Here is a 23,634-nt window from a genome sequence, read left to right as displayed (position 1 = left end):
GTCGATCGGTCCTTGCAGCCACCCGAAGAGCTTCACACCGTCGGGGTGATCACTGACCAGGGTGTGCGACAGCCCGGGTGTCTCGAAGATGAAGCTGCCCGGCCCGGCCACCCAGTCGTACTCGAGGTAGCGGCAGCTGCCTTCCAAGCACACCATCACCACCGTTCCGCGGTGGTTGTGGGTGCCGATCACGCCCGGGCCCTTGATCCACAGGATGTTGCTGAAGGTGTTGCTCCGTACGTCGAACGCCAGGTGACGGATGGCCGCGTTCTCCCCGAAGGGGACCCACGGGCTTTCCTCCTCCGACATCCCCACATGGGTGCCGTCCACCCCGTACCGTTCGATCACGTCCCGGTACAACTGCGGTGTGTCCACGATCTTGTACGCCGTCGACGGCGGCGCCGTCATTCCCGACTTCTCCGCCTTCTCCACCTCAGACATACGATGCCTCCTTGCATCCATCTGTTTTGAACGGGACTTACTGCACGGGCGGTGTCAGACGCCGCCGCCGGTACGCCAGCCGGGCTGGTAGCTCTCGCGCGCCATGACCGAGTAGGGCGCCGGGCTGACGATGGCGCGCACGGCGAACTGTTCGTGGGGCTGGACGGTCGTCTTCCGGCTGCCACCGTTCGGCTCGCCCCACATCACACGGACCTCGGCGCCGAGCGGGACACCCGGGTCGACGGTGGCCAGGGACAGGGCCTTGCGCTCGTTGGCGCTGTAACCGGTGAACATGGACAGACCGACGACGTTGTCGTCGGCGTCGAGCACAGCGTCGTAGTTGGACGACCCGTAGTTGGCGTTGGGCAGGTCGAAGAACTGGTAGCCCGGTCCCTCCGGGTCGACCGGTGAGGCAAGCAGCCGTGCCACGTCCTCGGGGTTCCAGGCGAGGGTCACCTTGCGTCGCTGGGCCTCCGGGGCGACGGCCTCCAGCGCGTCCCGCCCGATGAAGTCGTGGTCGAACTTGACGAACCCTCCGTAGCCCAGCTCCCACGGGTTGACGTAGTAGTCCTCGATCTTTTCGGAGACGAAGCTGCCGGCCAGGGCGTTGGTCGCCTCGTAGCTGTCGGCGCCGAGCCACTCCCGGTAGGCGCGCAGCGCGTCGCCGGTGTAGATCGCGGGCAGGGGCGACGGGATCCACCCGGACTCCAGGGTGTTGCACGAGTAGGCACGCGCGCCCGCCGGTTCCAGCCCGAACTCGGCGCCTGCCTCCAGGATGGCGTCCCGCACCTTGTCGTAGGTCTCGTACGGTCCCCAGAGCTCAAGGCCCGGGGCCCCCGCCATGCCGTGACGCAGGGTGCGGACCCTCTCGCCGGCGATGTTCATGTGGTCCATACGGAAGAAGCGCAGCTGCTCGACGGGGCCGCCGTTGACCTTTTCGATGACCTCCCACGCCCGGGGGCCCTGGATCTGGAAGCGCCACAGGTCGCGTGTCACCTGCTTGCCGTACGGCCGGGAAGGGGAGCGGGCGTCCACGCGCAGCTCGACGTCGTACGCCTTCTCGGCCCGGAAGGCGAGCCAGTTTGCGACCGGAGCACGTCCGACGTAGGTGAATTCCTGATCTGCCTCGCGGAAGAGGATACCGTCGCCGATCACTCCTCCCGATGGGGTCACCGGGACGAACTGCTTGGCCGAGTTCACCGCGAAGTTCGCGACACTGTTGATTCCGGTGTCGGAGATCAGTCGCAGCGCGTCTGGTCCTGAGATGAAGAGGTTGACCATGTGGTGAGACTGGTCGAACAGCACAGCAGTCTGGTTCCAGGCTTGCACCTCCCGGCGGAAGTTGGTGAACTCCGACGGCACCACGGGGTAGATGTAGGCACCCAGCTGGGAGTTGCGCAGCAGCTCCACCGTGTTGCCTGCCTGGTCGAGAACTTCCTGCAGGTTCTTGGCGCTCATGTGTTGTCCGTCCCGTTCTTGTTCGACGCCGTTGGCGGTTGCCTCGGCGCCAAGTTTCGTTTCGAATCGAGCGGCGCGAATCGGGGGAATGGCTGGAGTGGACTACGTCATCCGACTCGGTTCAGCCGGTGGGTCCGTCCCTCCACGTACCGTCATAGGGCCGTCCCGCTGGCCGCTGCGCCGCGCCTAGAGTCGATGGGATGACGCATCCGCCGAAAGATCACCGTGACGCGGGTGGCGGTGCCGTGAGGCCGCACTCCGCGAGCGCACGGTTCGACGATCTCCGTGCCGGTCTGGCCTGGGAATTCCCTCGTGCCGCCCACGTTCTGCAGGCGACCCGGTCCGAGCACGTCGCACCCCTGCTCGAGGAGGTGGACCGGGCGACGGCGCGTGGGGCGTGGGCGTTCGGATTCGTCTCCTACGAGGCGGCCACCGGCCTCGATCCGAAGCTCGCCGCCCATCGGCCGGTGGACGGACTGCCACTCGTTTGGTTCGGCATCTGCCCCGAGCCGACCATCGTGCCGGTGGTGCGACCGCCCGCCCCAACCGCCTTCCATTCCGCGGAATGGGACGCCGAATGGGGGCCGGAAGTCCATCGGGACCGTGTTCAGGCCGTCCAGCGGCACATCGCCGCGGGGGAGACCTACCAGACCAACCTGACCACGCGGCTGACCGGCGAGGTGAAGGGCGATCTGCCCGCGTTCTACTCCGCCCTCGCGCTCGGTCAGAACGGTTCCTACAACGTATACCTCGACCTGGGCCGCTTCGTCGTCGCCGGCGCCAGCCCCGAGCTGTTCTTCGAAATCGTGGACGACCAGGTGCGCATGAGGCCCATGAAGGGTACGGCGCGGCGTGGTCGTACGCCGGCCGAGGACGCCCGGATCGTCGCCGGGCTGCGGGCCAGCGCCAAGGAGCGCGCCGAGAACGTCATGATCGTGGACCTCGTCCGCAACGACCTCGCGCGGATCGCGACCATCGGCACCGTGCATGTCCCGCATCTCTGCCGGGCCGAGCAGTACGACACCGTGCACCAGCTGACCTCCGACGTCACGGCGGAACTGCGGCCGGACGTCGGTCTCGCCGACGTCTTCCGGGCCCTCTTCCCCTGCGGCTCGGTGACCGGTGCCCCCAAGCGCCGCACCATGGAGATCATTCGTGCTCTGGAGAGCGGCCCGAGAGGCGTCTACTGCGGCGCGGTCGGAATGGTGGCGCCGGCCGGCGGACCGTTTCGCGCCCGGTTCAACGTCGCCATCCGCACCGTCCTGATCGACCGGGACACCGGCACGGCGACCTACGGAACCGGCGGCGGCATCACCTGGGATTCCGAACCGTCAGCGGAGTACGACGAGCTCCGGTCCAAGGCGGAGGTGCTCATGCGCTGCCTCCGCGCCGGTTGCTGAGGACAACGGCGCGTCCGCCGCGAAGTTCTCCGTCATTTGTCTCGCTCGAATCGGCCTTGATGCCCGACGAAATGGGCTCGGCGATTCGCTCTACTGGAGGCAGCGGTCAGGACGCTTCCCGCCGTTCGTTTCGCGGTGAGTCACACCCTGGATGCGGAAATCCGCGATGTCGGCGCATTCTCCGACCCGTCTCCGCCCGCAGGGGCAAGAGCCGCGAGGGATGTTCCCCAAGCCCGTAGGAAGGACCGAGGCAACGCCATGACCATACAGCGGGAGGACGCCCGTGCCGGGCGTCGGCGCTCGCACCTCGTCGACCTGGTGCGCAACATCAGCTACGAGGTGATGCCGTTCAAGAACACCGAGCGCGATGTGCTCCACAGCGTCCCGGTCGAGGTTCCGCTGGCCGTCACGGTCACCGAGGCCAAGGGCATCGACGCGACCCTGGACCTCACCGAGCGACTGATGCGGCACGGCTACTCCGTCTCACCCCATCTGCCGGCACGCCAGTTCGTCGACCAGCAGCACGTGGCCGACGTCGTCGTCCGCCTCCAAGAGGCCCGGGTGCGGTCCGTCTTCGTGGTCGGCGGTGACGCCCCGAAGCCCGCGGGCTCGTTCCAGGACGCCTACTCGCTGCTGCGGACCATGGAGGAGCTGGGCCACCCGTTCGACGCCGTCGGTATCGGTGGCTACCCGGAGGGGCACGCCGCCATAGCGCGGGACGCCCTCGACCTGGCCCTGAAGCAGAAGGCACCGCTGGCGACCCGGATCCTCACCCAGATCTGCTTCGACGCCACGACCACGGCGGACTGGGCCTCGGGGATCGCGGCGGCGGGCATCGATCTGCCCGTGTACGTCGGAATGCCGGGGCCGGTGAACCGACAGAAGCTGATGCGGATCTCGGCGGGCATCGGGCTCGGCCAGTCGGCGCGGTTCCTGCAGAAGCAGCAGAGTCTGCTCTGGCGGTTCCTGCTGCCGGGCGGCTACAACCCGACCAGGCTTGCAAAGCAGCTGGGAGCCGCGGTGCCCAGGTCCGCCGGCAACGTCCGCGGACTGCACATCTTCACCTTCAACGAGCTGCGCCAGACCGAGCTCTGGCGGCAGCGACTGCTGTCAGCGGTCTCCGCCAGGAGCTCCGAGACCTTCGGAAGGGACGAGCGGCCATGACCGAGCTGAACCACGACCCCGACCTCGGGCGCCTGATCGTCCAGGGCGCGGACCGTCCCGGCATCGTCGCCAGTGTGTCGGGAGCGCTGACCGAGCAGGGGGCCAACATCGTCTGGCTCGACCAGTCGTCGAGCGATCCCGTGGGCGGACGCTTCTTCCAGCGCACGGAATTTCGTCTGCAGGGCCTGTCGGGACGTCTCGACGAACTGCACGACGCCCTGCGGACCAAGCTCGGCGAGGAACTGGACCTGGACTTCCGGCTGGTGGAGGCACGGCGCCGCAAGCGCGTGGCGGTCCTGGTGTCGAAGACGGACCACTGTCTGCTCGACCTGCTCTGGCGGCACCGCCGCGGCGAACTGCAGATGGACGTGCCCATGGTGATCTCCAATCACCCCGATCTCGGCGACGAGGTACGGCAGTTCGGCATTCCCTACTTTCACGTGCCCGTGGAGAAGGGCGACAAGGCGGCTGCGGAGAAGGAGCAGCTGAACCTGCTCAAGGGCAACGTGGACCTGGTCGTCCTGGCCCGTTACATGCAGATCCTCTCCGGTGACTTCCTGGCCGAGGTCGGTGTCCCAGTGATCAACATCCATCACTCGTTCCTGCCGGCGTTCATGGGCGCGGGCCCCTACCAGCGGGCGAAGGACCGGGGCGTGAAGCTGGTCGGGGCGACGGCGCACTACGTGACCGAGGACCTCGACGAGGGGCCGATCATCGAGCAGGACGTGATCCGCGTCTCCCACCGGGAATCGGTGCGCGAACTGCAGCGCCGGGGCGCGGACGTCGAGCGGTTGGTGCTGTCCCGCGCGGTCGGATGGCACTGCGAGGACCGCGTCATCCGGGACGGCAACACCACCGTGGTGTTCTAGGCAGGTCTGAGGAGATCCAGTGACCGCACAGATACTCGACGGCCGAGCCGTTTCGGCGACGCTCCTCAAGGAAGTCAAGGACGACGTCGCAGAGTTCGTCCATGAGCACGGACGCGTTCCCGTTCTGGCCACTGTGCTGGTCGGTGACGATCCTGCTTCCCACACCTACGTCCGCATGAAAGCCAACCGCTCCGCGCAGGTCGGTATGCGATCTCGGCGCATCGAACTGGACGCCGGGATCACCACCGAGACGTTGGTACGGCAGATTCGGGACCTGTCCCGGGACCCGGAGGTCGACGGGATCCTGCTCCAGCACCCCGTCCCCGCACACATCGACGAGCGAGCAGCCTTCGAGGCGATCGACCCGGCCAAGGACGTCGACGGCGTGACCCGCACCTCCTTCGCCACCACGGCGTTCGGGGAGGGCGGATTCAACTCGGCCACACCGGGCGGCATCATGGCGCTACTCGACGCGTACGACATCCCGCTGAAGGGCAAGCACGCGGTGGTCGTCGGCCGCAGCGCGATCCTGGGCCGCCCCGTGGGCATGCTGTTGCTGACTCAAGACGCAACCGTCACCTACTGCCACTCCCACACGGTCGGCCTCGCCGAACGGGTCGCAGAGGCGGATGTGGTGGTCGCGGCCGCCGGACGGCCGGGGCTGATCCGCGGCGAGTGGATCAAGCCCGGGGCCGTCGTGGTCGACGCCGGGTACGCCGACAACAGCGGGGACGTGGAGTACGAGGCGGCCGCGGCCCGGGCGTCGTACATCACCCCTGTTCCCGGCGGCGTCGGCCCCATGACCATCGCCATCCTGCTGACCCAGACCGTCAGGGCGGCATGGGAGCGCGAGACGGGGTGGCGGCGCAGCAGGGTTCCGCTGAAGGGGTGGACATGACCAAGGCTCAGGACAACTACCTGCTCGACCTGTCGGCGAGCAGGCGGGGATACGCGATCAACAGACTGTGCGGGTCGCTGGCGGACGCCGAGAACCGGCGTAGGTTCAGCGAGGACGAGTCGGACTACTGCGACGTCTTCGGCCTCTCCCCGGAGCAGAAGAGGACGATCCTGGAGCGCGACTGGGTCGGGATGCTGGATCTGGGCGCTTCCATCTTCTACACGTTCAAGCTCGCCGTGCTGGACCAGAAGTCCATGCAGTACCTCGGCGGGGTGTTCACCGGAATGTCGGCCGAGGAGTTCACCGCGGTCATGCGTGAGGGAGGGCGGAAGTTTGGCTGAGGTCATCTGGGGTCTGGGGACCTCGCACGTACCGTCCATCGGCGCAGCGATGGACCACGGCAAGACGGCGGACCCGTACTGGAAGCCGCTGTTCGACGGCTATGCGCCGGCGCGGGAGTGGATGGCCGAGCACCGGCCGGACGTTGCGGTGATCATCTACAACGACCACGCGAACGCGGTCGGCCTGGACCTCGTGCCCACGTTCGGCATCGGCACCGCCGAGTCGTACGACGTGGCGGACGAAGGGTGGGGGCGCCGCCCGGTGCCGCCGGTCATCGGTGCGCCGGAGCTGAGCGCGCACCTGGTGAGCGCGCTGATGGACGACTCGTTCGACATCGCCACCTTCCACCGGCTGGACGTCGATCACGGCCTCACCGTGCCCCTTTCGGTGTACTGTCCCGACCCGGGCGAGGCATGGCCGTGCGCGGTCGTGCCCGTGCTGGTCAACGTGATCCAGTACCCGCAGCCCACGGCGGCTCGATGCTACGCGCTGGGGCAGGCGCTCGGCCGGGCCATCCGGTCGTTCCCGCAGGACCTGAAAGTCGCGGTGTTCGGCACCGGCGGCATGTCGCATCAGCTGGCCGGAGCACGGGCCGGGCTGATCAACGAGGACTTCGACCGCATGTTCCTCCGGAGCATCGAGAGTGAGCCCGAGAAGCTCGCCGCGCTCACGCGTGAGGACTACGTCCGCGAGGCGGGCACCGAGGGCATAGAGCTGATCATGTGGCTCATCATGCGCGGCGCCCTGAGCGAGCGGGTCACCCGGATCCACGACACCTATCACGTGCCGGCCTCCAACACGGCCGCCGCGCTCGCGCTGTTCCAGGACCTGGGGGCGGAGTGAGTACTTTCGTCCTGGTCCACGGAGCCTGGCACGGCGGCTGGGCCTGGCAGCGGGTGATACCGGCGCTGCGCGCCGCCGGCCACGAGGTCCATGCCCCCACGCTGACCGGGATCAGTGACCGCGCCCACCTCGCGGGGCCCTCCGTGGGGCTGTCGACCCACGTCCAGGACGTGGTGGCCCTGATCGAGGCCCAGGACCTCCACGACGTGGTGCTGGTGGGCCACAGCTACGCCGGACAAGTGGTGACGGGAGTCGCCGACCGCGTGCCGGACCGGATCGCCAAGAGGGTCTATCTGGACGCCTTCGTCGGTCACGACGGAGACGCCGCGATCGATCTGCTGCCCGAGACGGTGGCCGAACACTACCGGGAGTCGGTCGCCGGCCCCGGGTTCGGCTGGCTCATCCCCGTGCGGTCGCTGACCGTGCTCGGAGTGACGGAGCAGGAGGACCTCGACTGGTTGGGCCCCCGCCTGACCCCGCACCCCTGGCTCAGCTACACCGAGCCCCTGAGGATCACCGGCGACTGCGACCGCGTGACCGCCGTGTACATCGAGTGCACCGATTGGATGCGGGTCTTCAAGCCCCACGCCGAGAAGGCCATGGCCCTCGGCTGGCCGGTACTCCACATCACCACCGGCCACGAGGCCATGGTCACCGCTCCCGAGGAACTCGCGGAGCTGCTGCTCACCATCGACGCCGGCTGAGGCGTCTCCCAGGCGCCGTCCGAGGAGAGAAAGCCATGGAATTCCTGGTCCGCACGGAGAACCTGCTGCCGCCCGCCACACCGGACGAGGACCGCGAGGAGCTCCGCAAGGCCGAACGTGAGCGCGCCATGGAACTGCGTGAGGCAGGCATCCTCAAGCGCCTGTGGCGGGTCCCCGGCCGCAACGCCACCATCGGCCTGTACGAGGCCGAGGACCCGGCCGCGCTGCACGACGCACTGACCTCGCTGCCCCTGTGGAAGTGGATGGACGTGACCGTCGAGGCACTGGCCACCCACCCGCAGGAGCGGAAGAAGTGACGCGTACGGCCGGACGCCGCCCGCCACAGGCCGGTCCTGTGCAGCGCGGCCTCCGGCCCGTCACTTCCTTACCGGTGCGATCGCGTCGCCCGGTACCGATACCGCGAGGCCCGACCCTGGGAGTTTCCATGTCCGAGCACCCCGCAGCACTCGTCGACGCGACACGGGCCCGGCCTGACGTCGGGCCGATGCGCGTGATGGGCATCGTCAACGCGACCCCGGACTCGTTCTGGTCCGGCAGCAGATTCGACACGACCGAGCAGGCGATCTCTGCCGGTCGGGAGATGTTCGAGCAGGGTGCCTGGTCCGTGGACGTCGGCGGCGAATCGACCCGGCCGGGTGCCGTGCCGGTCTTCCCGGACGAGGAGCTCGACCGCGTCGTCCCGGTGGTGGCCCGGCTGGCCGGTCTGGGCCGAGTCTCGATCGACACCCGGCACCCGGAGGTGGCGGAGGAGGCGGTGCGCGCCGGTGCGTCGATCATCAACGACGTCTCCGGCCGTCTGTACGCACTCGCAGGGCGGCTCGGCGTCGGCTACGTCGGTATGCACGCCCACGCGGTGCCCGTCCTCCCCGGGGAGTTCCCGGTGTACGAGGACGTGAACGCCGAGGTAACCGCCCACCTGAGGGCCCTGGCCCGAGCAGCCTGGGCCGGTGGCTCGCGCGAGGTCTGGATCGATCCCGGTATCGGGTTCGGCAAGAGCACGGAGGACAACCTCACACTCCTCCAGCGACTGCCGGATCTCTGCTCTCTCGCGGTCCCCGTACTCCTCGGCGTCAGTCGCAAGTCCTTCCTCGGAGAGGTGACCGGCCGCGCGGTCGGCGACCGCCTCGCCGGCTCACTCGCGGCGGTCGCGCCTGCCTGGTGCGCCGGGGTCGACGTCATGCGCGTCCACGATGTCGCCGAGACTCTGGACACGGTGGCTCTTCTCGAAGCCGTCTGGGGGCGCGGACGCTGAGTAGTGGGCGTCGAGGTCAGTGCAGCAGCCCGCCGCCGTCGCAGACCAATGTCTGTCCGGTGACCAAAGCGGCGTCCGGCGAGGCCAGATAGGAGACGAGCCCGGCGAAGTGCTCCGGCGTGACGAACTCCTGGATCGCCTGCCGGCGCATGGTCTCGGCGAAGGCCTCGTCTCCCGAGTGCGCCCTGGTGCCCGGCGTGGCGACCTGGGCAGGGGCCACCGCATTGACCGTGATCCGGTGTTCACCCAACTCGCGCGCCATCACTCGTGTCATCCCGATCAACGCCCCCTTGCTGGCCACATAGGCGAGCTGGCCCGGCGCACCCGTGAAGAAGGTGCGGGAGGCGACGTTGATGACGCGTCCGCTGTGTGCGCTCTCCTTCAGCCAGGGGAAGCAGGCCTGCACCATGAGCAGCGGACCGACGGAGTTGACGTCGAAGAAGCGGTGCATCTCCGAGGGCGTGGCCTCCAGCAGGCTCGCTCGGCCGGACAGCAGCCCGGCATTGTTGACGAGGACGTCGATGCGGCCGTACGTCTCGACGATCTCCCGAACCGTCCGTCGGGTCGCGGCCGGGTCGCTGACGTCGCACCGCCAGGACCGGGCGCCCTCTGTCTCGGAGACGTCGGCGATGTCGAGGGCCGCGACGGTGAACCCGTCCACCACCAGCCGACGTGTGAGGGCGCCACCGAGGCCACCTGCCGCGCCCGTGATTACCGCGACGCGGGTGCCGGGTCCGTCAGAGACGGTCATGTCGTGTTCTCCTGAGGCCGCCGGACGGGGGACACGATCACGCTAGCCGCGGCGGATCATCCGGTTCATCGACCGAATGACCGCTCTTGGGCGCGTCATCCGTCCCGGACCGGCAGCTCCTGTTCGGCCCAGATGCACTTCCCGTCGCCGAGGAAACGGGTGCCCCATCGCTGGGACACGGCAGCCACCAGATGGAGTCCCCGGCCTCTTCGTCGTTGAAGCCCGCACGCCGGATGCGGGGGATGTGAGGCTGCCGTCGTAAACCTCGCAGATCAGCGATGGGCCGCGCAGCAGCGCAGTTGCACAGGGCCCCTGGCATGTCGGATCACGTTGCCGATCAGCTCGCTCACCAGCAGCTCGGTCGTCATGACGAGGTCGTCCAGATGCCAGCGTGCGAGTTGCCTACGGACGTATTCGCGGGCCTCCGCTGCCGCCCTCGGGTCCTCGGGAAGGCTGAGCGAGACGACGTCGTCAGCCCGCATGCCCCGCGTGCGGACGATGAGCAGCGCAGCGTCGTCAGCGGTTCGGTCCTGGTCCGGCACGAGACCCGCGAGGAGGTGGCTCCCGGTCTCCCTGACCGTGGTGCCCGAAGTTCCCAAGGCGAGCGTCGGAAAACTCGACAAGAAGGCGTTGCGGCTGCCCGGCGCGGGCGTCTCGGGTACGGCATCCGACCCGACCCGAGGCGCGACATGACCAGCACCCGACCCACCGTGGCCGCCACCGGCGACGTCGGCGGTGACGCCACCGAGAGCACGGCGCGTATTTTGCACTCGGCTCAGGTCCTGTTCGCCCAGCACGGCTACGACGGCACCAGCCTCAAAGTCATCGCCCAACACGTCGGCATGTCCACGCCTGCTCTGTATTGGCACTTCAGGTCGAAGGACGACATCTATCTCGCGGCCATCGAGAAGATGCTGGTGGACTTCCTGAAAGCGGTGCGGGGAGCCGTCCACTCCAGCGAGCCACTGGCGCGGCTCCGGGAAACGCTGTCGGCACACATCCGGTTCCAGCTGGAGCTGGCCGACGATCTCGGCCCCGTACCGGCGTGCGAGGTCGGTGTGCGCGACGATGGCCCGTTCCGGGTGGAGCCGTCCGGTGCCGGGCTCGTGGATGACGCTCTCGCCGTCCCCGACCCGCAACCAGGGGAAGCGAGTACGGGCCTCGGCAACACCCAGTACCTCGTGGGGGATGTCAGTGCCCTCGTAGCTCTTGAGGGCGCCCCAGATCATCTCGTCGTCGGGCGGCGCCGCGTAGACCCCGCCCACCTACGCACTGATCCTCTACGCCTCGGGGGCATGACGCGTGGCCGCCTCATGCCGCCGACGCGGGAGGAGGCCGAGTCGGCGTGGCGTGCCCTGCATCGGGGCGGCCAGGCTGCGACCAGAAAATCCCTGGCCGTGGATCGGGCGGCTCGGTCTGCTCCGGCTGTGGCGCAGGTCAGCAACGAGGTAGTCTCGGTGTGGCACGAGATCACCAGCCGGGACCCGTGGAACCGGGAAGCTCATTTCGCAGATGTTCGGCTATCTGTCACCTTGGGGTTGCGGCAGCTACGGCCAGTGGCTGGACTTTGTCGACGGGGTGCGGGCCGCCGCTCTGCCCTCGGCCCCGACACCGGTGCTGCCTCTCCGCTCGCTGGTCGAGCGCTACCACTCCGCTCTGCGGCAGGTCACGCGCTTCCCCTGGAACTGGGACGGTGGTGACCCGGTGGCGGCCTTCACCACAGCCCACGACAAGACACGGAGACCAGGGTCAGGAAGTCATGAGCGATCTCATGGGCGAGGTCGCCTTCGTCACAGGTGCGGGTTCAGGTATCGGGGCTGCCGTCGCGCGTCAACAGGGTCCCCGGTGAAGACGGAGTCCAGGTCGGGCGCCTGCATGTGGACCGACTAGGACGAGACGGCGTACGACGGGGCGCGCGAGCACTCACGCGCGACGGACGAGCCAGAGGGTCACATGATGGATCAAGCGCGGTTCGGAGCTGGTGGGAGGTGGATGCAGTGTCCGTCCTGGTGTCGCGAGGCAACCTGCCCGAGGCGTTCACCACGTTCGTGGGCAGGCGTCACGACCTTGCCGAGGTTTGCCGAATCCTTGGCTCGGCGCGGCTGCTGACCCTCACCGGAATGGGCGGCGTGGGCAAGACGCGGTTGGCGCTGGAAGCGGCCGCCGTGGTTGGTGAGTCCTTTCGCGACGGGACGTGGCTGGTCGACCTGGCAGCGGTTCAGGACCCCGACGCGGTGGCCACTGCGGCCGCGACCGCTGTGGGCATCGTGGACGTGGGCGGCAGACCCGTGATCGGCAGGCTTGCCGATCACCTGGCGGAGCGCCACGCGCTGATCGTTCTGGACAACTGCGAGCACTTGGTCGACGCGTGTGCCGAACTGGTGGACACATTGCTGTCGGCATGTGCCGACCTGCGCGTACTGGCGACGAGCCGCCAGACGCTTGGCATCGTGGGCGAACACGTGTTCACTGTGTCGCCCCTGAAGGTGCCGGACGAAGCGGTCGAACTCCTGCGCGACCGAGTGACTGCGGTACGGCCCGGATTTCGGATCACCGATGCCAACTGGAATACGGTCACCCGTCTGTGTGCCGACCTCGACGGGCTGCCACTCGCCATCGAGTTGACCGCATCCCGGCTCCGTACACTCACCCTTGAGCAGACCGTGGAACGGCTGGAAGACCGTTTCGCACTGCTCACGGGCGGCAGCCGGACCGCGCGACCACGGCAGCGCACGCTGCGCGCGGCGATGGACTGGAGCTATGAGCTGTGCACCCCGACCGAGCGACTGCTGTGGAACCGCCTGTCGGTCTTCGCCGGAGGTTTCGGCCTGGAGGCGGCCGAGGAGGTCTGTGCCGGAGAGGGCATAGCCCGGCACAGGGTGCTGGATCTCCTTGACCGGCTGGTCGTTCAGTCCATACTTCTGCCCACTGAGCACGAGGGCCTGCCCCGCTACCACATGCTGGAGACCGTCCGCAGGTACGGCCGGGATCGGCTCGCCGAGTCGGGCGAGGAAGAGCGCCTCCTGCGGCGGCACCGCGATGTCCACCGCGCCCTCGCCGAGCGTGTCGCCGACCGCTGGTACGGCCCCGGCCAGGAAAGGGCCCTGACGCACCTGCGAGCCGAACACGCCAACCTGCTGGCCGCGCTGTCTCGCGACGACGACCCTCAGGCCACCCTCGCGCTGGCTGCGGCGTTGCGCTACCACTGGTGCGTCGGCGGTTTCCTCGCCGAAGGGCGACGGCAGCTCGAACGCGCGCTCGTCGCTGCACCCGAACCCACCCCGGCCCGAGCCCGGGCGCTCTGCGCTGCGGTCTGGGTGGCGTTGCTCCAGGGCGACCACGAGGCGGCCGAGAGATGGCTGGCCGAGGCGGGGGAACTGGGCGAGCAGCATGGTGATCTGATGGTGCGCGCGCAGGTCGTCGGCCTTCATGGTGCCTTGAAGGCGTTCCAGGGGCGGTTGGTGGAGGCCGTGCCGTTGTTCGAGCGCGCGATCGCGGCCAACACAGCAGCCGGGAGGGAGGCCTCGACGCTGTTCGTGCTGTTTCAGCTGGCCGCGGTGCAGATGGATTTGGGTAACTCGTGTGGGGCGGAGATCGGCCGCCAGACGGTCGCCCTGGCTGAGGCGCACGGTGAGCGGTGGGCGCGTGCTCATGCGCTGTGGACGCTGAGCTGCGACTCCTGGAGGCGGGGCGACCGCACGGGGGCCCTGGCGCTGGTCCGAGCCGCGCTGGAGATTGAGCGGGGCTTCAACGAGCCGCTCAGCACCGCGCTGATGCTGGAAACGCTTGCCTGGATCACTGCTTCCTACGGGGAGTTCGAGCGAGCAGGTCGGCTACTTGGCTCCGCGCGCGAGCTGTGGCGCGATGTGAGTACGAGCATCTCCGCGTTCGGCCCGCCGCTGCCGGAGGATCACGCGAGGTGCGTGGAGTCGGTCGTGGGAGCTCTGGGGCCGGAGGCGTACGCAGGGGCACTCGCGGTCGGCGGCGGCTACGACAGTCCCCGCCAGGCCATCGACCACGCCCTTAGCGACGAAGCCGAATCGACCGCGCCGGCGCCTGCTCCCAGCCCCCTGACGCGCCGGGAACTGGAGGTTGCCGCGTTGGTGGCCGAGGGTATGAGCAACCGGCAGATCGCCAGCAGACTGCTCCTCTCACCGCGCACGGTCGACTTCCACGTGGGGAACATCCGCGCCAAGCTCGGCTTTGGGACCCGCGCCCAGATCGCGGGCTGGTGGGTGTCGACCCAGGGCCCGGTCGGGTGAGCGCGGCGAGCATCCCGTTGGCGCCAGTTTCGTGCGATGGCCCGCCGCGGAACCGGCGAACCATCGCGGATGCACTGACGCGTGTCGGCGGTAGGGATGTTGACACGCCGTCTGGGGCTATCCGTTGGCCAGGACGAGGGGCCTTGAGAGTGCAAGAAGGTCGGTGAGCTGGAGGAAGAGCACGAAATTCTGCGCAAGGGGCGAAGAATTTCGCCGCGGCGACTCGCTGGTGAACCGCTTCCCGTTCGTTGCCGACCACCAGCGTCGTTATGACGTCCAGCGGCTGTGCACCATCCTGGGCGTCGTCCGCTCCAGCTTCCACTACTGGCGTCGGACGGCCGCGGACCGGGAGGCCCGGCAGGCGGCCGACGCCCGCCTCCCCGCCCGGATACGGGCCGTCCACCGCGAGTCGCACGGCACCTGCGGCGTCCCCAGAATCACGGCCGAGCTCCGCGAGGCGGGTCAGCGCGTCAACCACAAGCGGATCGCGCGAGTGATGCGGGAGGCCGGTCTGTCAGGCGTGCGCTTGCGCCGCAGACACCGCACCACTGTTGCGGGCCTTGCCGCTGCGAAGGCCCCGGACCTGATCGGCCGGGACTTCACGGCAAGCGAGCCGAACACGAGGTATGTCGGCGACATCACCTGTCTCCCGCTGGGCGATGGGAAGTTCCTGTATCCGGCCATCGTCATCGACCTCGCCTCACGCCGCCGGACCAGCTGGGCTGTCGCGGACCACATGCACACCGACCTCGTCACCGACGCCCTGTCCGCCGCCGAACGCACCCGCGGCAGTTTCGCCAGGGGCGGCCATGGCGGTCATGCACACCGACCATGGGGCCAGTACCCGAGCCTGGCCTTCGCTGACGCCTGCCGCCAGGCCGGCGTCAGCCAGTCCATGAGTGCGATCGGCCGCAGGACCCGGACCGGTGAACGTGAGGCCCGCCTCGACGCGTTCCGCCGCTACGACACCTGACGCTGTCACTCCCACCTGGGACAACGCAGTTTCACCGCCTACGAGACAGCACTCGACGCAACATCAACTACCCGGGCCCGCACAGCCCGTCTCCAAGATTCCGGCTCAATGCCCAGGAACCTCGAACAACCGCTTTGGCTCTCTCACCCCGAATTCGGGCCGGGTCTCGGGTCCTCGAGTGTAGACCCGGCGCCGAATTCAGGGCTTTGGTGCGCTCATCACAGCCTGAAGGACATCTACCCTAGTCGGTTTTGACGGACCCGCCCACACTGGCGGGCATCGATGCCTAGAACACCAGGAGCGGCGCGTTCGGGCCGGGGTCGTTGTCGAAGCGGAAGTTGAAGCGGGCTTCGCCCTTCGAGCAGGCCATGGTGGTGACGATCTCGGTTCCCCATCCGAAGTCGGTGTCGTCCCCGAGACAGGTGCTCCGGTTGAGCGGCTTGATCCTTAGTTGCGCTGTGTCGCCCCATTGCTGGAGGTCGAAGAGCTGTGTCGAAGAGCCGTCACACTTGTATCGGCGAAGCCGATTGTCGAGGGCGTCCAGGCACTGTTCCGCCCTGCCTGACTCGGTCTTCGTGACTCTGATGGTGTAGTTGCCATTACCGGCCGAGACGAACTTGAAGTGGCCGTACGCTCCTGGCCTGGTGTTGTTGGCTACAATGCTGGAACCAATGGTGCTGCTGTTCTGGGCCTCCACCTCCAGGGCGCGGTTGCCGTCGTGGGCGTTGAGCAGTTGGACGCTTGCGTTCGCCCGCATACGGAAGAATCCGACGGAGAGGTGGTCGGAGCCGAAGCCGCGGGCATAGCCGCCATAGCCGGCAATCCGTTCGTTGGACACCATGTAGTCGAGTTCCCGGTCAAAGTTGCCCGCGCCCATGTGGGTGGGCTGGCCGGACTTGTACTTGTGCCATCCGCGTTGGATCTGGAGGTCATCGGGTACGCGGTTCCAGTCACCCATCGCGGCCCAGTTGCGAGTTCCTGCCTGTGCTGCGATGTTTTGCAGCAGTCCTCGACCGTCACCACCCCCGCTCGCCAGTGCGTGCACGGAGTAGAAGAGTGTTTGGCCCAGTCGGATACCGAGCGCCGGCCGGGAAGTCGGCAGCCCGTTGTTACCCCAGAATGCAGGCCGGGCGATCAGTACTGAGTCGGCCCGGTGAGTGGTGAGAATGGCAAGGTTCACCCGATTGCCGCCGAAGTCGGTTCGCACCCAGTAGATGTACCAAGGAAGGTTGACGCGTCTCGGGAACGGGTCCCACTGGTACCGCTGGACGCGCCAGCCCGCCCACTGCTGGTTGCCTGACAGGAACCCGGACGTCGACTGCAGAACGGCGCTCGCCGGTGGCTGGGGGCCGGCCTCCTGCAGCGCGATCACGTTGTAGCCGTCATTCATCAGTTGGGGGAGATCAGTCGTCCACTTGCTGCCGCCGGCGCCGGCGCCACCCTGCATGTTGTAGGTCGCGGCTCTGTAGTCCTCCACCGCCGCCGCCGCGCGCTGCGGCGTCGCGATCGAGACAAGCAGGCCCGCCAGTATGGCTACCGCGAGCATCGGCACAAGAAAACGCATTCGCGTCCGATCGCCACGGCGATGTCTGTTTCCGCGGAATGCCCCGGGGCGGGGAATCCTCATTGTCTGTCCTTTCTCGCTCACGCCGATGCCGGCGTGAAGGGTGCGTGGTAGTCGGTTATGCGTCGAGTTCCTCGGAGTCGGCGGTATCGGCCGGGGTCGGTGCGGAGACGGTTTCGATCACGACCCGATCCGGGTAGGCGGTGAGGAGCGGGTCGGTGACCGATGCCGGGGCGTCGGTTTCCACCACCACCCGGTCGTGCATCCCGTCGTAGTGGACGCCCACGCTGTAGGCGGTGGTGTCCCCGTCCGCCGAGACTTCGCGAATGACCGCGTCCTGGATCTCGGTGATCTGCTCGAGTGTGAACTGTGGACTCTTCGCGGTGGTGGGGACGGGCCAGTCGGCCGGGATCTCTCCGTACTCGGAGGTCCACCCGGGCGGCGTCTGCAGGTCATCGATGTCGCCGGTGTAGTCCGACGGGAAGATGAGGACGGGACCGATGGTGGGGTCGTCGAATGCCGCGAGTGCGCAGTTGTAGTCGGCGAGGGCCTGGACCTGCTGCCACTGCAGTTTCGTCAGCGCATCCTTGAAGCCCGTCTCCGGTGCGGCCGGCCTGGACAGCACGCTGCCCGCGGTCCTGTTCTCCGGCGTGCACTTGCCCGTAACCGGGTATTCGAACGCGTAGTCCTCCAACACGAGCTTGCCCGCGTACTGGGTGGTCAAGGGGTCGGTGACCGATGCCGGGGCGTCGGTCTGCGCCACCACCCGGTCGTGCATCCCGTCGTAGAAGACATTCAGCTGATAGGTGCTGGTGTCGCCGTCGGGCTGTATCTGGGCGGTGACCGCATCCTGGAGGTCAGTGATCTGATCGAGCGTGAACAGCGGGCTCTTCGCAGTGGCGGGGGTGGGCCAGTCGGTGGGGGTCTGCCCGAACTCGTTGGTCCAGTCGGGCGGCGTCTGCAGGTCATCAATGTCGCCGGTGTAGTCCGACGGGAAGATGACGACGGGCCCGATGTCGGGGTCCTCGAACGCCGCGAGGGCACCGTTGTGGGAGGCGAGAGCCTGGAGCTGCTCCCACTGCTGTTCCGTCCCGGTGGCGACGGCTTGCACCTCGGAGGTGGACAGAGCTCGGTTGTAGACCCGGAAGTCCCGCATCCGGCCCTTGAAGTACAGATCCGAGGAATACAGCGAGCGGCCAAGGTAGTTCGCAGTGGTCGTCCCGCCGCCGATCGCGCCGGGGGCTACCGTCACGTTGGTGTTGCGGGCCTTCTCCACACCGTTCTCGAAGAGGATGCCGGTGTTGCCTGTCTGCGTGTACGTGACGTGTTTCCACATGCCGCGGGCCAGCTGGTAGGAGGCGTCCGACGGCTGGATGTCCTTCTTGGCGGTGTAGTCGGTCATCGACACCGAAGTCCGGAAGGTGTTTCCGGTGGTGAACAGGTAGCCGTTGCCGCTGGAACCGCTGGTGTTGCCGAGCCCGTAAAAGAAGTACGGCTTGCCCATGCTCGGGTCGATCCACACGTCGAACGCGACAGTGATCGAGTTGAGCCCGGCCATGATGTTGTTTGGCATCTTGACGTATGTATTGGAGCCGTTGAAGGCCATCCCATCGCCGTCCCAGCCGGCCGTGCCGTTGACCGTGCCGTCACGGCCGTGGCCGGAGGAGTCCTGAGCGACCGTGCCGGACGTCTCGTCCAACTTGTAGCGCAGCAGCAGGCCGTCGGTGATCTCGGCTTGCGCAGGCGCGGCGGTCGTCAGCACGCTCGCAGTCAGCCCGAGGCTGAGAGCGGCGGCGAGACGGGCGAAAGTCCACCCTCTCCGCAAGGTCCGGCCACGGGAAGTCACCCAGTTTGGCCTGACCACTTTCGATCTTCGCATCGTCTTGCCTCTCCTTTTCATTCTTCTCAAGGGATCCGCAGCTGGCTGATGCACAGCAGCGAGGTTCAACGACGCCTCCTGCGGGACATGCAGGGGACGAGGATGGATATGGCAGGTGGCGCCACTCGCCTGTGTCCCGTAGCTGGCCGAGCCAGGACAGCCCTCCGGGCTGGGTGCAGGCGGGTGGGGCCGCCAGTCACTCGCGTGGACAAGGGCGGATGGGACCGCCGGGGAGTGACCGCTTGAAAGTGCTCGGGCAGTGTGCGCGGAACCAGAGCCGTCGCGGTGGGCTTCAAGCCCGGTCGTGCGTCATGGCGACAATGATCAGGGCTGGGGTTCCCAAGGGCTACTGGTTCTTTTACCAGTGCGCCCTGTTTCGGGGCCTAGTGATTTTGCGGGGTTGTTCTACGGGTGAGCTCATGGTTCCCTGCCCGAAGGCATGGCGCGAAGACCGATCCCTGACCTGGCCAGGGAGCTTCTCGACGTGCTTGGCGACCGTGCCGGGTGACCGTCGCGGTGTGCAGGCGATCCGGCCGGACTCAAGCTCTTGGTGACCGGCTTGGTCACGGTCACACGTCGGCGAGTGAGCGGGCCCGTGGCGGCAGTCGGCGCACCCAGCGTCGGCGTACACGTGAACGTGGCTTTGACAAGATTACGCAGGTGGGAATCAGCCCGACGTGATGGACGGTCATCGTTGGTGCTCTGGACCGAACCGCGCTACTGCGGTTGGCAGACTTGCTCACCGTCGCGCTTGGAGGTCTGCCAGTCCGCATCGACTGGGGGTGTGCCGTTTGCGTCGCGTGAACTCGGCCCTCTGAAGGTGATGTGCGGCGAGCAGGTGCCCGGGGCTGATGCTGTCCGCCCGGGTCGAGGCGGGAACGCACCGCGTCCTCGACGTCAGGCTCCCCGGTGCACCGTGGTCGCGCAGCCGCGGGTGCGGCTGCCGACGCCGAGATGACCGTAGGAGGAGGCCGGGCCTCGCGCTCGACATCATCGCAACGCTGGTCCCCCGATGCTTCCGTCAGGAACCGAAGTCCTCGGTGTCGGCCAGCCGGTTGGATCGAGCCGGTCCGGAGACGGCGCGTCCACTGCCGGTGGCTGCGTCCGCTTTGCGGAGGGCTCGCATGCGCGGCTGGCGATTCCTACCAGGGGCGAGCATGAGCTGACCGGCTGGGACGAGCTCGACACACAGTTCCAGAGTCCTGGGCCCTGCTGGGTTAGGGACAGCCGTCTGCCGACGGTTGGGCGCGTTCGCCAGCCATGCCAGGCTGTCCCGGGAAGCCTCTGGGACTTCCCGGGACAGTCATGCGAGAGGGCGGGCCGTGCCTACGGCGTCACCGTCAGTACCGTGCGGCCCTGCGTTGCTGAGCCGTCGCCGTACTCGACGATTCCGAGGTAGGTGGTGTCGCGTGCGGCGCGGGACCAGGACACCGTGACCCGGGGCCGGTCGTCGTTGCCCACCCGCTGGGTGGCGGGGGCGAGCGTCGCGCGTATGTCCGGGGCGCCCGGGCGGACTTGCCAGGTCCACAGAGTGAAGTGTTGGCTGTTCGTGCCCTCCGGGAGGGCGTACTGGACGATGTATAGGTCGTAGTCGCCGGGTGGCAGCTCGATCCGCTGGTCCGAGCCGGCGCCGGGCGGGTCACTGACCAGCGTGCCCTTGGTGTCGAACGCGTAGAGGTCGATGTCGCTGTCGGGCAGGAAGTCGGCCGAGCGGATCGCCACCCGGGTGAAGGAGGCATTCTGGGGCACGTGGACGTGGAGCTTGGCGATCGCGTCCGAGGTGTACGGGCCGGAGTCGAAGTGGTCGTTCTGGTCGGCGCCGGTGAGGGTGCCGGTGGTCTTCCGGCCGGCGTACAGGCCAGTCACCTTGGCGGTGAGCTCGCCTCTCCAGCCCACGCTCGGGCTTAGCGTGGTGGACTTCTTGTCCACTACCGGCAGTTCGTCGGGCGCGGAGAACCGTGCGGCGCGCAGCGCGATCGGGCTCGTGGCCCGGTGCCGGCTGTGTGCGTCCTTCCAGGACAGGGTCCCGAAGGACCAGGCGTCGTAGGCGGCGTCGGTGCGGGTGAAGGAGACGCGGTACGTCGCCGACCGCCCCGGCGCCAGGGTCAGGCGCCTCGGGGTGACCTCAGCCTTGAAACCGGGCGGAGTCTGGAGCGTCGCCCTGTACGTGGAGAGCTCCCCGGAGACGTTGGTGACCGTACGGGTCAGGGTCTGCCGGCGGTAGAGGTCGCCGACGGCAAGAGAGGCGTAGTTCAGGTTGCTGGGGTCGGTTTTCGGCGTGGTGGCACAGGCATCGGTGCCGACGGTGTCCTGGGGTGGGCTCTGGCCCACGGCGCAGAGGTATGAGGTCCAGTCCGCGGATGTGGAGTCGTAGACCAGGCCGGGATCGGCTGCGAGGGCCGGACGAACCTGGCCGGCGCCGTAGTCGAGCGGGGTCGCGGGAACGCTGCCTTCCCGAGTGAGGGGCTTGCCCTGGTTGTCGGTGGTGGTGGCCGTGGTCATCAGAGCCGACTTGACCGTCATCGGTGACCAGTTGGGGCGCAGCTGCATCAGTAGTGTCGCGACGCCCGTGACATGCGGCGCCGCCATCGACGTACCACTCATGAAGCCGAAGTGCCCGAGGTAGCCCAAGGCGCTGCCCGGCACGGTGCCAGCTGGGATCAGATCGCCGGGTGCCGTCACGTCCGGTTTGAGTAGGTCGCCGCCGCTGTAGCGGTCGGGGCCGGGGCTGGAGAAGCCGGTGATCTGCGGAGCCCGCCGGGTGGCCGTGGCAGAGGCGTTGAGGGCGGCGGTGGCGTCGGTGTGGGCGGCGTAAGCCTTGACGGAGGCGGCGTCCTTCTGCCGGAGGATGAACACGGGCACCGGGAACTGATCCAGGAGGAAGTCCTGGGCGCTGGTGGGTGTGTTGGCGATGACGGCCGCCAGGCCTCCGACGGCGCGTACCTCGGCGGTCTTGTCGTCGATGGGGAAGTCCCCGCCCCGGTCGCAGATGACGAACTTCCCCTTGGCCTTGGCCGGGTCCAGTGTGCCCGGTGCGCACAGGGCGGCCTTGCCGGTGTCCGTCGACTTTTTGCGTGCGTCGGCGGCGGCGATCAGCGATGCCGGGGGGATGCCGGGGCTGAGAGAGCGGCCGGTGAACGTCCGGCCGTCGCCCAGGCTCAGCGTGGCCCGGTAGTCGACGTCGTGGGTGGACGCGGCCACCGAGGTGATCCATGGTGCGGTGTGCTGCACGGCGCCTGTGGTCGAGTCGTTGCCGGCACTGGCGGCGATGAAGACGCCCGCCCTGGCGGCGTTGAACGTGGCCGTCCGGTAGAGGGGGCTTTCCAAGTGCCCGTCGATGGAGAAGTTGATGACGTCCACACCGTCCGCCACGGCCTTGTCGATGGCTGCGGCAGTGTCCACCTCAGGGCAGCCTCCGTTCCAGCACGCCTTGTAGATGGCCAGTCGCGCCTGCGGCGCCACGCCGGTCAGCTTGCCGTGCACGTTGGTGCCCGGGCTCGACATGGGAACGGCATGGTTGCCGGCAGCGGTCGTGGCGACATGCGTGCCGTGGCTGTCCGTGTCCAGCGGGGTGAGGACGTCCCTGGGATCCGGGGCGGTCATACCCTCGCGGAACCATGCGGCGCCGATGACCTTGTTGTTGCAGGTGATCTGGTGGGCGTCGTCGGCGTCGCCCTTGTCGCAGCCGCCGTGCCACTCCTTGGCGATGGTCCGCGCGTCGGGGCGGGGTTCGGGGAGGGGAGCCAGCATGGGGTTCGCAGGGTCGAAGCCGCTGTCGACGATCCCGATGATCATGCCCTCGCCGGCGTGTCGGGGGCCGCCGAGTTCCGACCAGAGGCCGTGTTTGCCGTCCAGGCCAAGGAAGTGGGGGATGTTGGGCGGGGATGTGGTTGTCCCGGTCCTTGTCTCAGCCTTCCTCGAAGTCTCGCCCGCGGCACGCATGGGGCTGACGGGGGTGGTTGAACGTGATCGTCGTGGGGCGTGATCGTCGTCAGCGGCCGCCGGGTCGGGGGCCAACGGGGTGATGCCGGCCTTGGTCACCGAAGCCACGCCCGGTGTGGTGGCCAGCTGCGTGGCCTGCGCGGCGGTGAGCCTGGCCGCGAAGCCGTTGAGCGCGTAGTCGTAGTCGTACAGCTTCTTCACGCCTGGGACGGCGTCCAGAACGGAGTTCCGCCGTGTGGTCAGATGACGTACGTACTCCCTGACCGCACGCGATGTGCTGTCGAGCTGTTCCCCCGGTTCAGGTGCCGTCCGCTTCAACCGCTGGAGTCCGCCCTCGTAGGTGGCGACCGGGTCGTCGGTCAGCTGCACCACGTAGGTGCCGCTTGACTGATTCCGGGGTGCGCCAGCCGCATGGATCGGGGCCACCGAGCCAGCGAATGCGAGGGTGCCCGCGAGGAGGGGCGTCAGGAATGCGGATGCGGTTCTGGAATGTATGTGGATGTAGGCCAACTCTGGTCCAAGTAGGTCGATTTGATGAGTCGATCTTCCCCCTGCGGCTCTCACTGTCACAGAAGTGGCCGACAAAAAGAATCTTGAAAGTTCAAATATTACGATGCTTCACGAATTCTTCACAGCGGCGCGTTGCGGTAGGCGCCGCCGCGAGAGGCAAGGGGCGGTCGGGCGGGTCCTGGCCTTGCGACGTCAATGCCTCTTTGGGTGCGGTCAAGGAGGCGTCCTCCGGACCCACGGTCAGCACGGTGATCTCGGCGTCGTCGGCCTCGTCGGCGATCTGCAGCGCCTGCTCGACGGCGTACTCGTCCAGCTCGGAGAGCAGACCGTCCACGTCGTCACGGTCGACGGTCAGGTCATC

Annotated in this window: 18 protein-coding genes and 1 pseudogene; 12 read left to right on the top strand and 7 right to left on the bottom strand. The window is 67.9% G+C overall.

All coding sequences use genetic code 11. The features are described from left to right. Together PUR53_RS02270 and ligM are read right to left on the bottom strand one after the other, a co-directional pair. Nucleotides 1–441: 2,4'-dihydroxyacetophenone dioxygenase family protein (locus tag PUR53_RS02270; RefSeq protein ID WP_329907198.1), on the bottom strand; the 441-nt coding region annotated here is incomplete at its 3' end. 54 nt (nucleotides 442–495) lie between these two features. Next, complete coding sequence (gene ligM / locus PUR53_RS02265) at nucleotides 496–1,899, bottom strand: vanillate/3-O-methylgallate O-demethylase (RefSeq protein WP_329907197.1); 1,404 nt, start codon at nucleotides 1,897–1,899, stop codon at nucleotides 496–498. 200 nt (nucleotides 1,900–2,099) lie between these two features. Here ligM and pabB point away from each other — a divergent pair, with 200 nt between their 5' ends. From pabB to folP, 9 genes are all read left to right on the top strand, one after another. Continuing rightward, nucleotides 2,100–3,299, top strand: coding sequence for an aminodeoxychorismate synthase component I (pabB, locus tag PUR53_RS02260; protein WP_329907196.1), 1,200 nt, complete (start codon nucleotides 2,100–2,102; stop codon nucleotides 3,297–3,299). A 258-nt stretch (nucleotides 3,300–3,557) separates the two neighbouring features. Further along, on the top strand, nucleotides 3,558–4,463 hold the full coding sequence (locus PUR53_RS02255; protein ID WP_329907195.1) for a methylenetetrahydrofolate reductase: 906 nt from the start codon (nucleotides 3,558–3,560) through the stop codon (nucleotides 4,461–4,463). Next, nucleotides 4,460–5,332, top strand: a complete 873-nt coding sequence (gene purU, locus PUR53_RS02250) for a formyltetrahydrofolate deformylase (RefSeq protein WP_329907194.1) — start codon at nucleotides 4,460–4,462, stop codon at nucleotides 5,330–5,332. Before PUR53_RS02255 ends, purU begins: the two co-directional genes overlap by 4 nt. Before the next feature lie 19 nt (nucleotides 5,333–5,351). Continuing rightward, nucleotides 5,352–6,230, top strand: a complete 879-nt coding sequence (locus PUR53_RS02245; protein ID WP_329907193.1) for a bifunctional 5,10-methylenetetrahydrofolate dehydrogenase/5,10-methenyltetrahydrofolate cyclohydrolase — start codon at nucleotides 5,352–5,354, stop codon at nucleotides 6,228–6,230. Then, nucleotides 6,227–6,571, top strand: coding sequence for a protocatechuate 3,4-dioxygenase (locus tag PUR53_RS02240; RefSeq protein WP_329907192.1), 345 nt, complete (start codon nucleotides 6,227–6,229; stop codon nucleotides 6,569–6,571). The genes PUR53_RS02245 and PUR53_RS02240 overlap by 4 nt, the downstream gene beginning before the upstream one ends. Then, on the top strand, nucleotides 6,564–7,415 hold the full coding sequence (locus PUR53_RS02235; RefSeq protein ID WP_329907191.1) for a class III extradiol dioxygenase subunit beta: 852 nt from the start codon (nucleotides 6,564–6,566) through the stop codon (nucleotides 7,413–7,415). Before PUR53_RS02240 ends, PUR53_RS02235 begins: the two co-directional genes overlap by 8 nt. Beyond that, nucleotides 7,412–8,119: an alpha/beta fold hydrolase gene (locus PUR53_RS02230; protein ID WP_329907190.1), complete on the top strand. Its 708-nt coding sequence runs from the start codon at nucleotides 7,412–7,414 to the stop codon at nucleotides 8,117–8,119. Before PUR53_RS02235 ends, PUR53_RS02230 begins: the two co-directional genes overlap by 4 nt. A 35-nt stretch (nucleotides 8,120–8,154) precedes the next feature. Continuing rightward, nucleotides 8,155–8,436: a muconolactone Delta-isomerase family protein gene (locus PUR53_RS02225; protein WP_329907189.1), complete on the top strand. Its 282-nt coding sequence runs from the start codon at nucleotides 8,155–8,157 to the stop codon at nucleotides 8,434–8,436. A gap of 128 nt (nucleotides 8,437–8,564) precedes the next feature. Then, nucleotides 8,565–9,392, top strand: a complete 828-nt coding sequence (gene folP / locus PUR53_RS02220; protein WP_329907188.1) for a dihydropteroate synthase — start codon at nucleotides 8,565–8,567, stop codon at nucleotides 9,390–9,392. 16 nt (nucleotides 9,393–9,408) lie between these two features. Here folP and PUR53_RS02215 read toward each other — a convergent pair whose 3' ends face one another. Next, nucleotides 9,409–10,143, bottom strand: coding sequence for an SDR family NAD(P)-dependent oxidoreductase (locus PUR53_RS02215; RefSeq protein WP_329907187.1), 735 nt, complete (start codon nucleotides 10,141–10,143; stop codon nucleotides 9,409–9,411). 278 nt (nucleotides 10,144–10,421) lie between these two features. On the opposite strand from PUR53_RS02215, the gene PUR53_RS48060 reads away from it, so the two are divergent. The 3 genes from PUR53_RS48060 to PUR53_RS02200 all read left to right on the top strand — a co-directional run bounded on the left by PUR53_RS48060 (nucleotide 10,422) and on the right by PUR53_RS02200 (nucleotide 15,378). Next, nucleotides 10,422–11,843: a TetR/AcrR family transcriptional regulator gene (locus PUR53_RS48060; protein ID WP_443080254.1), complete on the top strand. Its 1,422-nt coding sequence runs from the start codon at nucleotides 10,422–10,424 to the stop codon at nucleotides 11,841–11,843. Between the two features lie 297 nt (nucleotides 11,844–12,140). After that, nucleotides 12,141–14,405: an ATP-binding protein gene (locus tag PUR53_RS02205; RefSeq protein ID WP_329907185.1), complete on the top strand. Its 2,265-nt coding sequence runs from the start codon at nucleotides 12,141–12,143 to the stop codon at nucleotides 14,403–14,405. 229 nt (nucleotides 14,406–14,634) lie between these two features. Then, a complete protein-coding gene (locus PUR53_RS02200) occupies nucleotides 14,635–15,378 on the top strand; it encodes an IS3 family transposase (protein WP_329907184.1) in 744 nt (247 codons plus the stop codon). A 286-nt stretch (nucleotides 15,379–15,664) separates the two neighbouring features. Here PUR53_RS02200 and PUR53_RS02195 read toward each other — a convergent pair whose 3' ends face one another. From PUR53_RS02195 to PUR53_RS02180, 4 genes and pseudogenes are all read right to left on the bottom strand, one after another. After that, nucleotides 15,665–16,942, bottom strand: coding sequence for an endonuclease/exonuclease/phosphatase family protein (locus PUR53_RS02195; RefSeq protein WP_329907183.1), 1,278 nt, complete (start codon nucleotides 16,940–16,942; stop codon nucleotides 15,665–15,667). 118 nt (nucleotides 16,943–17,060) lie between these two features. Continuing rightward, the gene (locus tag PUR53_RS02190) at nucleotides 17,061–18,704 is read right to left on the bottom strand and encodes a LamG domain-containing protein (RefSeq protein ID WP_329907182.1); all 1,644 of its coding nucleotides are present in this window, start codon (nucleotides 18,702–18,704) and stop codon (nucleotides 17,061–17,063) included. A 1,443-nt stretch (nucleotides 18,705–20,147) separates the two neighbouring features. Continuing rightward, complete coding sequence (locus PUR53_RS02185) at nucleotides 20,148–23,135, bottom strand: S8 family serine peptidase (RefSeq protein WP_329907181.1); 2,988 nt, start codon at nucleotides 23,133–23,135, stop codon at nucleotides 20,148–20,150. A 313-nt stretch (nucleotides 23,136–23,448) separates the two neighbouring features. After that, a pseudogene (locus PUR53_RS02180) lies at nucleotides 23,449–23,634 on the bottom strand (electron transfer flavoprotein subunit beta); the annotation flags it as partial.

Origin of the sequence: Streptomyces sp. SP18BB07 (genome assembly GCF_036322545.1) — a bacterium.
Lineage (GTDB): Bacteria > Actinomycetota > Actinomycetes > Streptomycetales > Streptomycetaceae > Streptomyces > Streptomyces deccanensis.
Note: the sequence above shows the minus strand (reverse complement) of the source record. Positions and strands in the feature narration are given on the sequence as shown.